The organism is Armatimonadia bacterium, assembly GCA_039679385.1.
Lineage (GTDB): Bacteria > Armatimonadota > Zipacnadia > Zipacnadales > JABUFB01 > JAJFTQ01.
In genome coordinates, this window is the sequence record JBDKVB010000165.1 from 1 (window position 1) to 13682 (window position 13682).

The window sequence follows — 13682 nt, forward strand, 5'->3', positions numbered from 1 at the left end:
CGACTCCTGGGCACCGATGCCCCTGTCACCTACGAGCAACGAGAGGGTGCCCTGGTCGCGCAGCTTCCGCAGGATCTTCCCGCTCCTCATGTCTCCTGCCTGGCAGCCACTCTCGCTTAGGCCGTCATCCCTCCTTCCCCACAAATGCGAAGGGGCGCGATCTACGCGCCCCTTCGTCTGTTCGCTGGTCGGCGTAGGCCGCTGGCCTCGCTACTCCTTCAGCACACGCGTCAGGTCCTCGAGCAGCGTATCAGGCGGGTCGAAGGGCAGCTCCACCGGCTTGCGGCTCACCGCACTGGCATACAGACCCAGGATGGTATTCCACTGCCGCAGGCTGGCCTTGAGGTTCGTCCCGGCAGGCTGAGCGTCATCCTCCAGCCAGCGCAGCATCGCCCGCGTGAGACCAGCCTGCGAGCGATCGTTCTGGTCGCACCAATCCGCCATCGAAGTCCTGTGGTCCGTCTCAACACCCTCGGCGCTGACGATCTCCCACTTCCCGAACTCCTCGAACAGCACCCGACCTCGCTCGCAGTAGACGGCCACCCGGCAATGCGAGTAGCGGGGCATCGCCTCGTAGACCCACTTGACCCGCGGCGCCGTGGTGCCCAGAGTCCAGGCGCAGTAGACCCCGTTCGCGAAGACCAGTTGCGCGGTCGTATCGTTGGGGCTCGGGTGCTTCGTCTCCAGCTCCTCGCCGCCGCTCGCAGTCCCGAAGACCTGCGTCGCAGGGGCGTCGCCGTTGAGCAGCATGATCCAGTCCAGCACGTGTACGCCCTGGTCGCAGATCGTAGACCCGGCCGTGGCCTCCATGAACAGCGGCGCACCCAGACGACCGGAATCCAGTGCCTCCCGGAGGTGTCCCAGCAGCGGGCTGTATCGCCACTGCGCCCCGACGCCGATCTTCATCGAGGTGCTCTCCGCGAGCTGATTCAGCGCCCGCCAGTCCTGCACGGCCGTCGCAATCGGCTTCTCCACAATGCAGGCAGGGACGCCCAGTTCGCTGATCAGCTTGAGCTGCTCGACGCGAGTGCTGGGACGCGTCACCACGTGGATCAGGTCGGGCTTCTCCTTCTCCACCATCTCAGCCAAGTCCGCGTAACCTCGCAGCCCGTGCCGGGTCGCGAACTTCCCAAGCTGCTCGGCGTTGCGGTCGCAGCAGGCCACGACCTCGGCCTCCGGCACAAGCCGGTACGCCCGCAGATGCTCCTCCGAGCGCGAGGCACACCCCAGGATCACGCTCCGGTATGTCGCCATCCTGACCATCTCCTCCTCCCCTGCCGCAGCCGGGCAGAGGTTGTGCTCTTCACATCAGCTCTCGTAGGGGACCTGCTCCGTCTGGCCGCTGGCAGAGGACTTCTCCGCCGTCTCGAACACGCCGATGACGCGCCGACCGGCCTCTGCAGGCACGGGCACCGGTCCGCCTCTCAAGATATGATCGGCAACCTCCTGCCAGTAGCTGTCCCAGTCCGACTCCAGGTACGGCACTTCCTCCTCATGCCGCCCCTGCTCGTCGCAAGTCACCAGCGTGAGGCTCCCGCCCGAGGGACCGTGGATCTGCTTCTCATAGCCCACATTCCCGCCGCGACCCGTGTCCAGGATTCCACCCTTGGTGCCGAGGATCCGCCACAGCGGCTTGCCGATCGCCGCCACGTGCGACCAGGTCACGTCCGCCACGGCCCCGCTGGCGAAGCGAATCAGCGCCCGCGTCTGATCCTCGTTCGTGTTCTCGTGCCATACGAGCTTGTGGAAGTACCCGTTCACGCCGGTGATGCGCTCTGGAATCAGGTTGAGAACCCAGTCGACAGCATGGGGGCCCCAGTAGAAGAACGCGCCGCCCGAAGTGGCCTTCTCCGAGTACCAGCCGTGCCGGAAGGGCCCGTAGTTGCCTGCCGAGAGCTGCACGTCGAAGACGTCGCCGATCCGTCCACTGCGCACGATCTCCACGATGCGACGATAGTTCCCGTCATGCCTTCGGTTGTGGTGGATCGACAGCATCTTGCCGGCCTTCCGCGAGGCCTCGACCATCTGCGTCGCCTCGGCCACCTTCAGGCACATCGCCTTCTCGACGACAACGTGCTTACCGGCTTCCAAAGCTGCTACCACCAGCGGGCAGTGGGTGAAGTGCGGCGTGACAATCGAGACCAGTTCAATGTCCTTATCAGCCCAGACTTGCGTAACATCGTTATATGTTCGCACCTGCGGGAAGGCTTGCCGGGCAGCTTCCCCTCGCTCCGGGTCACGGTCGCAGATCGCCACCAGGTTGAGCTCGGGCGTTGCATCGATCCAGGCGGAGTGCGCCCATCCGAAGTTATGCATCGGCCCGTAGCCGATCACGGCAGCACCAATCTGACGGCTCATGCGACCATCTCCCTGATCGCAGCAACGATATCCTGCGTCTGCGGAATGCACCAGTCTTCCAGCGGCGGGCTGTAGGGCATTGCGATGTTACGCCCGCCGAGAACCCGTGGTGGAGCCTGCAGCAATTCCCATCCGTGCTGCGCCACGCGTCGCACAATCTCGGCACCGGCGCCGGCGCGTTCCGGGGCATCATGCACCACCAGCAGCCGGCCCGTCTTGCCGACGGAGGCCAGCAGCGCCTTCAGGTCCAGCGGAACCAGGCTGCGCAGGTCCAGCACCTCCACGTCGATCTCGCCCTCCAGCTCCCTGGCCGCTGCGAGACACTTGATGGTGGCATAGGAGGCCGCAGCCACCGTGACCTGCGTTCCCGGACGCTGCACCTTCGCCTCACCCAGGGGCACCAGGTGATCACCCTCCGGAACCGGCCCGGTCGTCGGATGCAGCAGTCGGTGCTGGATGTAGATCACGGGACCGTCGTCGCGAATGGCAGACTTCATGAGCCCCTTCGCATCCGCCGGCGTTGCGGGCATCACGACCTTGAGCCCCGGCGTGTGCATGAACCAGGCCTCATGACTCCCGCTGTGATGGCCGCCTTCCCGCGTGCCACTTCCCGCCGGCGTCTTGATGACCAGCGGGACCTTCACACTCCCGCCGGACATGAGCGCGATCTTCGCCGCCTGGTTGCAGATCTGGTCCATCGCCACAGACACGAAGTCGCAGTACATGATATCGACCACGGGGCGCAGGCCCTTGGCGGCCGCACCCACGGCAAGCCCGGTGAAGCCCGACTCAGAGATCGGAGTCTGCCAGACGCGGTGCTTCTGGAACTCAGCGAAGAGGTCGTCGGCCTCTCGGACGCCGCCGATGTCCTCCCCGATGCGGAACACCTTTTCGTCGCGCTCCATCTCCTCGCGGAGCGCCTCCGCCACAGCTGCTGCATAGGTTAGCTCACGCATGGCTGCCTCCTAGAGTACGAGCTCCGCGAGAAGCTCCGGTGTCGGATAGGGACTATGCTTGGCGTAGTTCTCGGCCTCGTCGATCTCCGCCTCAACTCCCCGTCGCAGTTCCTCCTGCCCGCTCTCGGAGAGCACTCCCTCCTGCGCGAGCCGAGCCCCAAAGAGCACAACAGGATCACGCTGACGCCACCGGGCACACTCCTCCGGATTCTGGTGTTGTGCCGAGACCCCGCAGTGACCCTCGAAGCGGTAAGTCTTGCACTCAAGCAGCGTCGGTCCTTCTCCCTCTCGTGCCCGTGACACCGCCGTCGCCGCTGCCTCATGCACCGCCCTTACATCCTGCCCATCCACTACCACGCCGGGCATCCCATAGCCCGCTGCCCGGTCTGCCACATCGGGCGTTGCCAGCGCAATCCCGACTGGAGTGCTGTTCGCATACAGGTTGTTCTCACACACGAAGACCACCGGGAGCTTCCACAGCGCCGCCAGGTTCAGCGACTCGTTGAAGGTGCCCTGGTTCGCTCCACCATCGCCGAAGAAGGGAACGCTGACTTCCCGAGTTCCTCGGTACTTCGCTGCGAAGGCCGGTCCAAGCGCCAGCGCAAGCTGTGCCCCGATGATCCCATTGCCACCCAGCATTCCGTGCTCCGGATCGAACAGGTGCATCGACCCGCCGCACCCGTGGCAGCATCCACCCTCGCGACCCATCAGCTCGGCCAGGGCCTTCTTCACCGGCACACCCTTGGCGAGCGCATGGCCATGACTGCGGTGGCTGCTGAAGATGGAGTCCGCGTCGTCAAGCACGGAGCACACGCCAACCGACACAGCCTCCTGCCCGATGGAGAGATGGACGGCCCCGCCGATGAGCCCGTCACTGGCGAAGTCATACCCGTCGTCGCCCAACTGGCCGTGCGGACCTGAGCTTAGGTTGGCGTAGGCAGTGTAGTTGTAGAACTGCTTCAGGCGCTCCTCGAACAGCCGGATGCGCCACATCCGTTGCAGCATCTCTACGCACTCGGCGCTGCTGACCATGGGTCGCTTGTCACTCCCTTGCGGGTTCCCGGGGCCTTCTCCCTGGCTCAGACACCGGAGGGCCCTATTCGGCGCAACGTCGCGACCTTTCCTCAGCCACCCTCAGGCACCTGCCTCCCGACAGAGCCAATCCGCCCCGGCACACAGGGGGAAGGCCCTCCGACGCGGAAATGCCCCGCACCTGGGGCGCGAGATCGGGCCACAGGCAGACGACCTTGACCCATGACGGAGGCGCACATGACCAGCTCCACGCCGAAGCCCAGTCACCCTTACTCAGCAACGATCCGGCGCAGGCTGCCCTGGCTGCCCCTTGCGCTGGCCGCCCTGGTTCTCACTCTTTCATGGAGGTGCCTACCGGTGGAGGCCCAACCGTCCCCCGAAGTGCTGGCCGCCGAGAAGGCCACGCTGGCGCAGTTGGAGATCAAGCCGTCGCAGCTCATGCCCCTCGCCACCAACACTCCCCTGGTCGAGGGCAACCAGGCAAAGGCAGTGCTGTGCCATGCCGACTCTCCCGCCTGGCGTGAGGCCGCACTGACGATCCAGGCGGCCATCGCCAAGGCCACCGGTGTCGAGTTGCCCCTCCTTACCGACAAGGAGTACGAGGCCAGGCGCCCTGCCCAGCCTCACGCGATCCTTATCGGTCACCTGGACAACCACCGCGTGGTGTCGCAGCTCTACCGGAGCTTCTTCGTCTGCCTGGACACCGGGACGCCCGGCACGGACGGTTACGAGATCCGCACCGTCCACAACCCCTTCGGTGATGGCCGCAACTTCCTGCTGGTGGGCGGTAGCAGCCCCGCAAGCACGAAGGCCGCTGCGGAGGACTTCGCCGGGGAGGTCGCCAAGGCCGGCAAGCCGGGTGAGCTGACCTTCGACCGCCTCCTTGAGGTCCGTCGCCTCGACCGCGAGGGCCAGTGGGTACGCCCCTCCTGGATGAGCGCCGAGGATCGTGACCGCGCTATCGCCGAGGGACGCCGCCTGATGTTCAGCCCGGGTCAGGGCCGTGCCGGAATCGCCCAGCTCGTCAAGTATGGCACCGTCTACCACCACACCGGCGATCCCAGGGCGCTGGAGGCCTACCGGGCGCTCATGCAGGCGCTGGTTGAGTACTACCAGACGGACACCTACATCACCCAGGAGGGCATGCACCGGTACGACCGCGACTTCCGCGATGCCTGGACGCATACAGTGGGTATCCTCTGGGACCTCAACGAAGAGAGCGGCGCCTTCTCAGACTCCGAGCGTCTGACCTACACGAACTTCATCCTGCGCCTGGCGCTCGAGTGCGTCTTCTACCAGGGCTATGACAACCCCGACGCCTTCCGCAACTGGGCCGCGAATCAGGACATCGTCCACAACCACAACACCTTCCCGGCGCTGGGCATCTACTTCGTGGGCCGTTACCTCAAGTGGCACTACGGCCTGAAGGCCGCCGACGACTGGCTCACCGTCGCCAACGGGATCTTCAACGGCCAAAAGCACAGCAGCAAGCCCCTGGAAGACGCCGCAGGCTACCAGTGGCTGCCTATCGCCCACGTCATGATCTGGTCGCTGGCCCAGGGCGACTACACCTTCTTCGAGGAGGGGCATGCCCGCGAGGCCGCTCGCGTGGCGATGATGGTCACCGACAATGCAGGCTATCAGGCTGCCTACGGCGACCATGCCGAGGAGAAGTCCACAAGCGGAATGCCCGAAATCCTGCAGATGATCGCCTGGTACTACCGCTCACCCGAAATACTCTGGGCAGCCCGGAAGGTATCACCCGAACCCGTCGGGACTCTGCAGCAGACCTATGCCGTCAACCTTGAGCCCCGTGCCCCGACCGACCTGACCGGGGTCTGCCTCTCCAAGCTCCCGCCGCTGTGCTACAACTACATCTCTCACAGCCCGCAGTACCCCGTGGAGCCGAACCTGCCGCTCGATCAGATCTTCGACAAGCTCTCCCTTCGCGACGGCCTTGATCGAGACGACGCCTACTTGCTTCTCGATGGCTTCGGCCGCGGCACTCACATGCACTTCGACGCCAACGCGATCCTCCGCTACTCCTCCGGTGGCGAGCCACTCCTCGTCGATGGCGAGTACATCCGCAACGCGCCCAAGCACCACAGCAGTCTCGTGATCCTCCGCGACGGCCAGTCGGAGCTCACGCCTGCCGTTACCGGTCTTGGTGCCGCCGAGGACCTGGGCTCCCTTTGCTACACGCGCACCTGGCTGCACAACTACAACGGCGCCGACTGGCACCGCCGAATCCTGTGGCGTCGCGGCGGCTACTTCGTCGTCGCGGATGAGGTCCAGGCGCTCCAGGCCGGCGACTACACACTTCGGTGCTGCTGGCGCCCCTGGGGCGACCTGACCCTGGACAAGGGCGTCGCCACCGCGCTCCATGGCCCGCGACGCTTGGTCATCGCGAACCTCGACGGCGCGAACTGCAGCAACGAGATTCAGAAGGTCGCCGAGCTGTGGCCCGTCAACCGGCTCTCCCAGCAAGTCAGCAAGACCCTGACACCTGGTGACAGGTACTTATTTCTCAATCTGGTCCACGCCGACCCTCTGGAGGGCCCCTCTCAGGTAAGCGCACGCAGGATCGGTCCGGCAGCCCTGGTGGTCGAAACCGCCCATGGACCCGAGGTTCTCAGCCTGGCGCCCACCACTGACGACCTCGCCGGCCTGCACTCTGACGGCGAGATGCTGCTTCTGACCGGGACTGAACTTGCCGTCGCCCAAGCCACGAATCTTGGCGCTGCAGGTTACCTCCTGCGGTCCTCTGCCCCGGTATCCCTGGAGCTTGACTTCGCCGCCGGGACAGGGGCCCTGACCGCCTCCGCCGACGTGCAGGTCTCCCTGCAGTTGGGTGCCGCAAGTAAGCTCCAGATGGATGGCAAGCCCTGCACGACCGAGCCCGACGGCACGGTTCGCCTCAGCGTGCCGACCGGCAAGCACAAGCTCACCTTCACCCCATCGGCCCTGCCAACGGCCTTCGCCGAGGCCTTCCAGGGCTTGTCGACGCGTCCCGCAGTGGCCCCGGTCGCGGCAGAATCAGCGAAGGCTGCGACGGCTGCACCCGCCTGGACTCAGGAGCCCTTCGAGCCCTCTCCGGAGACGCTGGCTCTAGAGCAGGTGACCTGCACGGAGCCGACTTCCCGCACCCATGGCCCGGTGGACAAGCTCAAGGACGGCCGCTATTCCTCCTCCGCCTTCTCCGCGCTGTGGCCCGCGGGCGTCTCGCCCACCCTCACCCTTGAGCTCAAGCAGCCCGGCGTGGTCCATCGGCTGGTGCTGCGAGAGTGGCACATGAACACGGTCTGGGATGTGAGCGACCGGCGCGTCGAGGTCAGCAGCGACGGCTTCGACAAAGACATCAGGCCGGTCAAAGCGACCTTCGAGCAAGTCGGCACGCAAGAGTGGGGCGCCAACGTCAACACCCTCATGGCGGCGGTGATTGACCAGCCCGCTACCCACCTGCGCGTCACCCTCACCCCGTCCCGCCCGGAATGCAGTGTGTACCTCGCCGAGGCAGAGGTCGAAGGCGTTGGGGCCGGCAAACACCCCGATGTCCGAGCCATCGCTGCCGCTGACCTGAACGGGGACGGCCGCCTGGAGACCGTTGTCACGGGTGACTCGGGTGGCGTCTGCGCCCTCACCGACTCGGGCCAGACACTGTGGAGCTATCGGCGGTCGAAGCTTGCATCCATCGATGCCGTCGTCTGTGCCGATGTGAACGGTGACGGCAAGTGCGAGGTGATCTGTGGCGGGACAGGCGCGTGGCTGGCACTGCTGTCCTCCGAGGGCAAGCTCCTGTGGGAGACCTCCCTCCCCGCCTTCCGAGGGATCAACGCCGACGTCAAGACCGTCGTCGGCGCGGACGTGAACGGCGACGGCAAGCCCGAGGTTCTCGCCGGTACCGCAAGCTGGATGTTCTTCGCCTTCGACGCCACCGGCAAGAAGCTGTGGGAGAACGTCTTCTACGCCCATTCGGCAACGGTCTCCTGCGCAGCCGACTTCGACGGTGACGGCCGGGACGAGGTAGTCGCCGGGAACGCCTACTACCGCGCACAGGTGATCGACGACAACGGGCGCCTGCTCTTCGGCGGCAGCGGCAACATCGGCCCGGAGCAGACCGCGGTCGCCGCCGCAGACGTGAACGGTGATGGCCTGCCCGAGGTGATCATCGGCACCGACGGCGGCTGGACGCACTGCTTCCAGCGCGACGGCACACAACTCTGGGCCGCGAACCTTGGCGACAAGGTCACGCGCATCCTGCCTCTCGACCTCAACGGTGACGGCAAGCTCGAACTCGCCTGCGCGGCAGAGAGCGCCCATGTCTTCGCCCTCGGCCTGGACGGTACAGTGCTGTGGCGAAGAGCGCTGCCCGACGGCGTCTCCGACCTCGCAGCGACCAGGGACGCGCAAGGCCCGGTGCTTGCCGCAGCAGCAGGCTCCGCCGGTGTGATGTTCCTGGATGCGCAGGGCAAGGTTCTGGCCACCGTGCCCGTGAGTGGCTCTGCCCGCAACCTCGTGGCAACAACGACGGCCGTCACTGCAACAACCCGCGACGGCAGGGTCGTGGGAGTTGCGCTCCCGGAGCGCTGAGTGCCGCAGGCCCAACAACACCCACAAACACAACGGAGCCCCTCCTCAGGAGGGGCTCCGTTGTTACTGCTCTCCGTCTCTGTGACTACTCGCTACGCAAGGCAGCGGCGGTCAACTGCGGTGCACCCGTATCGGCGTCCCAGGGCGCCAATCGAACCTCGTAGCTGAAGGCCATCGGACGCAGCATGTAGCCCGAGAACTGCGCCGGGCCACAACTGGCCGACCCAATTCCCTGCTGCCGATGGTCCAGGTTGAGGTAGATGTCCTCGCCGCGGACGAGTTCGTTCATGTGCAGCGCCCCGTTGAGGTCCTCGACCGAGTATCGGTGAGCGCTGAAGTTGACCTCCGGCATCCCGGCCACGAGCATCCCGCGACCACGTTCGTCGGTCATCGTTAGCCAGCGGACCCGACTGCGGTTGCCGTTCTCCTGCGGGTACACGTAGGGCGTCTCGAGGCCGTCGACGTCCTTCCGCCACAGGCCCATGCGTTGCGCTTCCCAGGTGTCCGGGTAGCTCTCTCCGGGGCCAAGACCGTACCAGGCGACCTGATCCATCGCGCCCGGCAGGTGCAAGGTAACGCCGATTCGCAGCAGGATGTCCTGCTCCTCCCAGGGGCCGACGGGCTCGCCACTGACCAACAACTGCAGGCTTCCATCGGCCTGGAACGTGTACTGGTAGCGGCAGTCGTAGGCCCGGCGCTGGTTCGGCGGCGACAGCCGCACTTGGGTGATGACCCGCACTCCGTCACCGTAGGGCTCGACAGTGAGGTCACGAAGCTTGGGCATCAAGTGCCTCAAGTCGGGCTTCTCGTACCAGGCTTTCGTCCCCAGCGAGCGGTCGTTGTCGGTCACGGCGCGGAAGAACCCCAGCGCCGGCCCCTCAGCGAACAGCCGACGTCCCTCCCAGGTCCAGTCTCGCACGCGGCCGTCGACCTTGCTGACGAAAGCCGCCATGCGGTTGCTGTACAGGACCATCTGCGCTTGCTCCTCAAGCACCGTCACCGGGCTCTTGGTGCGATAGGCCACGCGCTTGGGCGCCGTCACCGGGAGCTCGAACTGACCCCAGGCAACCTCGTGACCGGCATCGGCCCAGGAGGTCGCCCCGGCCAGACGCAGAGACAGATTCACGTGCGCACCGGTTGCCGCGAAGCCCTCTGCGGCTGCCTGCGGGATGGTCACTTCCGACGACTGCTGGGCCGCGGTGGCCGGGATTGCGGCCGTCCCGCTGCGCAGGATCTCGCCGTCCCTCTCCAGGCTCCAGTGCAGCGTCAGGTTCTCCAGGCCCGAGAAGTCATACAGGTTGCGCAGGCGGAACACGCCGCGGGCCAGGTCGACGGCCTCGACACGCACCGGCTCGATGATCTTCTTGTACTGCAGCATCCCCGGCGAGGGCTCGCGCCAGGGGAAGACCAGACCGTCGCAGACGAAGTTGCCGTCATGCGGGTACTCGCCGAAGTCGCCGCCATAGGCGTACCAGGGCCGACCGCACTCGTCCGTCATCGCGATCCCGTGGTCAATGAACTCCCACACGAACCCGCCGCAGAGGCACGGGTACTGGTAGATGAGGTCCCAGTACTCTTTCAGTCCTCCGGGACCGTTCCCCATCGCATGGGCATACTCGCACAGCACGAAGGGCTTCTGCTTGTGCCGCTCATTGCTCTTCACGCCGCCCCAGGCCTCGAAGTCCTGGCGCTCGGCGATCTTGCGGATCAGGTCGGGATGCGTGTACATCTGGCTGAACACGTCGGCCGTGTCGACCTCAATATCGCGCTCGAAGTGCACCGGTCGCGTCGGGTCCAGCTCCCGAGCCTTGTTGAGCATCGCGCGGGTGTTCGGCCCATGGTCGCACTCGTTGCCCGCCGACCACATCACCACACACGGGTGGTTGCGGTCGCGATGGACCATCCGGATCATCCGGTCCAGACAGGCATCGGCGAACTCGGGCGCCCAGGAGGGATTGGCGTCGCGGTTCCCGCCATAGCCAAAGCCATGGCTCTCCAGATCGCACTCGTCGATCATGTACAGACCGTAGTAGTCGCACAGCTCGCAGAAGCGCGGGTCGTTCGGATAGTGCGAGGTTCGCACCGCGTTGATGTTGTTCTGCTTCATCAGCAGGACATCGCGCACCATGTCGGCCAAGGAGACCGCGCGGCCGGTCTTCGGGTCATGGTCGTGCCGGTTGACGCCCTTGAACTTGATGGGCTTGCCGTTGACGCAGAACACGTCGCCCTTGATCTCAACCTGACGCAGGCCGGTCCGCAGCGACGTGACATCCAGGACCTCTCCGGAGGCTGAGCGCAACTCCAGAGCGAGGGTGTAAAGATACGGGTCCTCGGCCGTCCAGGTGTGGCACCCGGGAACCGCGAGATTCAGCGCTGCCATGCCCTCTTCTCCGGCAGCGACCTCCAGAGCAGCTTCGCCTTCTGCGACCACAGCGCCGCAGCCGTCGAGCAGAGTCGCATGAACCGCCGCTGCCTGCGCCTCCTGCGCCTGATTCGCGACCAGGGCGCTGATCTCGAGTCGCCCGTCCCGGTAGCCGTTCTCCAGCAGCGTCTTGACGAAGACGTCGCGGATTCCGGCGGGCGCTTCGGCCTTCAGGTACACGTCGCGGAAGATGCCGGAGAACCACCAGCAGTCCTGGTCCTCCATGTAGCTGCCGTCCGACCACTTGTGCACGCGGACGGCCAGGGTGTTCAGCCCCGGCGCGGCCAGGTCGGTGATGTCGAACTCAGCAGGTAGTCGGCTCCCCTTGCTCAGCCCGACGAAGGTGCCGTTCACCCACAGCTTGAGCATGGAGTCGACGCCCTCGAACCGGAGCACGAGGCGTTTGCCTTCCCACTCAGCGGGCACTTCGAACTGCCGCCGGTAGGAGCCGGTCGGGTTGTCGTCCGGCACCCGCGGCGGGTCGATCGGGAAGGGATAGACCACGTTGGTGTAGTGAGGCAGGCCGTAGCCCTGCATCTGCCAGCAGCCTGGGACCTCGAGGTCGTTCCAGTCGGTGTCGTCAAACTCGGGGCTCTCGAAGCCCTCGGGCGCCAGTATCGGGTTGGCGACGTAGTTGAACTTCCAGGGCCCGTTCAGGATCAGCATCTGCGACGCGCCGCGGTCGCAGCTCAGGGCTGCCTCGGTGTCGGCATAGTGGAACAGGTAGGCGCGGGCAGGCAGCCGGTTGATCTGGAACAGACCGGGAGCTTCCCAGTCGTGGACAGCTTCACTCATGATGTCCTCCGCTTCATACAAGTGATATCAAGCCGCGAGTCTACACCCCGGCACGCAGGGGTCAAGGGGCGGCCTACTGAGTGGTGGGCACTTGCAGCGCTTTGCCCTCGTGCAGCACGCTCTCATAGGTCACGTTCTCAAGGGTCCCGCCGTCGTTGATGATGAAGGAGTGCGGCGGCACTTGCTCCAGAAGCTGGATGTCCTTGAGGCGCACGTTGCGGATGGCTCCGCGCCGCTGGCGTGAGACGGCTTGCTCCTCCTCGGTCAGCAGCGAGAAGGGCACCCATGGACCTGCGCCCGTCGGCTTGCGCTGTGGATTGCGCCGGTGGTAGCGCTCCGGGCAGTCGTCGCTGTAGATCGACAGCCCAACATGCAGATCGAGGAGCTTATCGCGCGCATCTTCCACACGGATGTTGTCGAAGAGCACGTCCTGCACCGTCGCCACGCCGCCGTTGTGGATGCTGAAGACCGCTCCGGTCTCCACGCGGATGATGTCGCAGTCGCGCCATACGATTCCGCTGATCTTCGGGGTCTGAAGCTCGAAGCCGATCTCCATCGCGTTACCCCACTCGGCATTCCAAAACACCGACCGCTGCACAAGGACGTCCGCCACGTCGTTCTTGCCGGAGGGGTCAAACTGCGGCGACTTGATCGAGATGCAGTCGTCCTTGGTGCGGAAGAAGCAGCGGTCGACCACCACGTCACGGCAGCCGCAGATGTCCAGACCGTCGTCGTTGTCTCGCCAACTGAACACCTTCACGTTGGTGAAGCGCACGTTACGGCACCGCCAGGGCACCAGGGTCCAGCCGAAGCTGCCCACCACGGTCACGTCGCTCATCTGCACACCGTCGCAGTCGCGCAGGTCAACAAACTTGGTCTTGGTGGTCCGGGTTCGCGCGTCGAGAATCCCACGGCCGAGGATGCGCACGTTCTTGGCGCCCGTCGCACGAACCACCCCACGCACCACGGCACCCGGCTCCAGGTACAGAGTCTCGTTGTCCTTGAGCACGATCTCGCCGACCTCATGCACCTTGTTGCCGGCGAACCGAACTACGCCCGGAGCACCAACTGCCGGGGCGTTCTCCTCCGGCGGGTCGATGAACAGGTGCAGCGCCGGGCGGATCTTGCCGTTGACCTCCAGCGTCAGCGGACCAGGGCCGTCGACGGTGAAGCTCACGGTCTTGCCTGCAATCCTCGTCTCGATCTTCCGCGAGCGAGGCCGCACCAGTGCGCTGGTTACCTCCTCGTTGCAGGTGACCGAGACCGTCACCGGGCCGCCAATCGCGAAACAAGCGAAGTCTGCGACTTCGGCTGCATGGACGAACACCGGCTGGTCGTTCACCTGCAAACGGTAGTGAGTGGAGCCGGGCAGCTCCGGTGCAAAGGGATACACTTGGACGGGCGATGTTGCACCCATGGCAACCTCCGTGGTCAGTACGAGTAGGACAAGCCAACTGCTGAGCAGCACGGCCCAGACCTGTCGGTGCGCGGATGGTCTCACAGGAACCTCTTTCGACGAGACAGGCACC

The 13682-nt window shown here is 65.5% G+C and carries 7 protein-coding genes; 1 reads left to right on the forward strand and 6 read right to left on the reverse strand.

Annotated features, from left to right (window positions below; translation table 11 throughout):
• Positions 1 to 210: 210 nt before the first annotated feature.
• Genes ABFE16_19145 through ABFE16_19160 form a run of 4 tightly spaced genes read right to left on the reverse strand, consistent with a single transcriptional unit; the run spans position 211 to position 4346 of the window.
• Complete coding sequence (locus tag ABFE16_19145) at positions 211 to 1254, reverse strand: Gfo/Idh/MocA family oxidoreductase (GenBank protein ID MEN6347416.1); 1044 nt, start codon at positions 1252 to 1254, stop codon at positions 211 to 213.
• Positions 1255 to 1308: 54 nt separating this feature from the next.
• Positions 1309 to 2358, reverse strand: coding sequence for a Gfo/Idh/MocA family oxidoreductase (locus tag ABFE16_19150; protein MEN6347417.1), 1050 nt, complete (start codon positions 2356 to 2358; stop codon positions 1309 to 1311).
• Positions 2355 to 3314: a transketolase C-terminal domain-containing protein gene (locus ABFE16_19155; GenBank protein ID MEN6347418.1), complete on the reverse strand. Its 960-nt coding sequence runs from the start codon at positions 3312 to 3314 to the stop codon at positions 2355 to 2357. The genes ABFE16_19150 and ABFE16_19155 overlap by 4 nt, the downstream gene beginning before the upstream one ends.
• 9 nt (positions 3315 to 3323) lie before the next feature.
• Complete coding sequence (locus ABFE16_19160) at positions 3324 to 4346, reverse strand: thiamine pyrophosphate-dependent dehydrogenase E1 component subunit alpha (GenBank protein MEN6347419.1); 1023 nt, start codon at positions 4344 to 4346, stop codon at positions 3324 to 3326.
• Positions 4347 to 4703: 357 nt separating this feature from the next.
• Here ABFE16_19160 and ABFE16_19165 point away from each other — a divergent pair, with 357 nt between their 5' ends.
• The gene (locus tag ABFE16_19165) at positions 4704 to 8936 is read left to right on the forward strand and encodes a VCBS repeat-containing protein (protein ID MEN6347420.1); all 4233 of its coding nucleotides are present in this window, start codon (positions 4704 to 4706) and stop codon (positions 8934 to 8936) included.
• Between the two features lie 85 nt (positions 8937 to 9021).
• Here the strand turns inward: ABFE16_19165 and ABFE16_19170 are convergent, their stop codons facing one another.
• Together ABFE16_19170 and ABFE16_19175 are read right to left on the reverse strand one after the other, a co-directional pair.
• Entirely contained in the window at positions 9022 to 12153 is a 3132-nt protein-coding gene (locus tag ABFE16_19170; GenBank protein MEN6347421.1) for a glycoside hydrolase family 2 TIM barrel-domain containing protein, read from the reverse strand.
• A gap of 73 nt (positions 12154 to 12226) precedes the next feature.
• On the reverse strand, positions 12227 to 13654 hold the full coding sequence (locus ABFE16_19175; protein ID MEN6347422.1) for a glycosyl hydrolase family 28 protein: 1428 nt from the start codon (positions 13652 to 13654) through the stop codon (positions 12227 to 12229).
• Positions 13655 to 13682 lie beyond the last annotated feature (28 nt).

Excerpts from the sequence above, each read along its gene's own strand:
- ABFE16_19145 (MEN6347416.1), bottom strand. The coding sequence starts at position 1,254 with ATGGCGACATACCGGAGCGTGATCCTGGGGTGTGCCTCGCGCTCGGAG.
- ABFE16_19150 (MEN6347417.1), bottom strand. The coding sequence starts at position 2,358 with ATGAGCCGTCAGATTGGTGCTGCCGTGATCGGCTACGGGCCGATGCAT.
- ABFE16_19155 (MEN6347418.1), bottom strand. The coding sequence starts at position 3,314 with ATGCGTGAGCTAACCTATGCAGCAGCTGTGGCGGAGGCGCTCCGCGAG.
- ABFE16_19160 (MEN6347419.1), bottom strand. The coding sequence starts at position 4,346 with ATGGTCAGCAGCGCCGAGTGCGTAGAGATGCTGCAACGGATGTGGCGC.
- ABFE16_19170 (MEN6347421.1), bottom strand. The coding sequence starts at position 12,153 with ATGAGTGAAGCTGTCCACGACTGGGAAGCTCCCGGTCTGTTCCAGATC.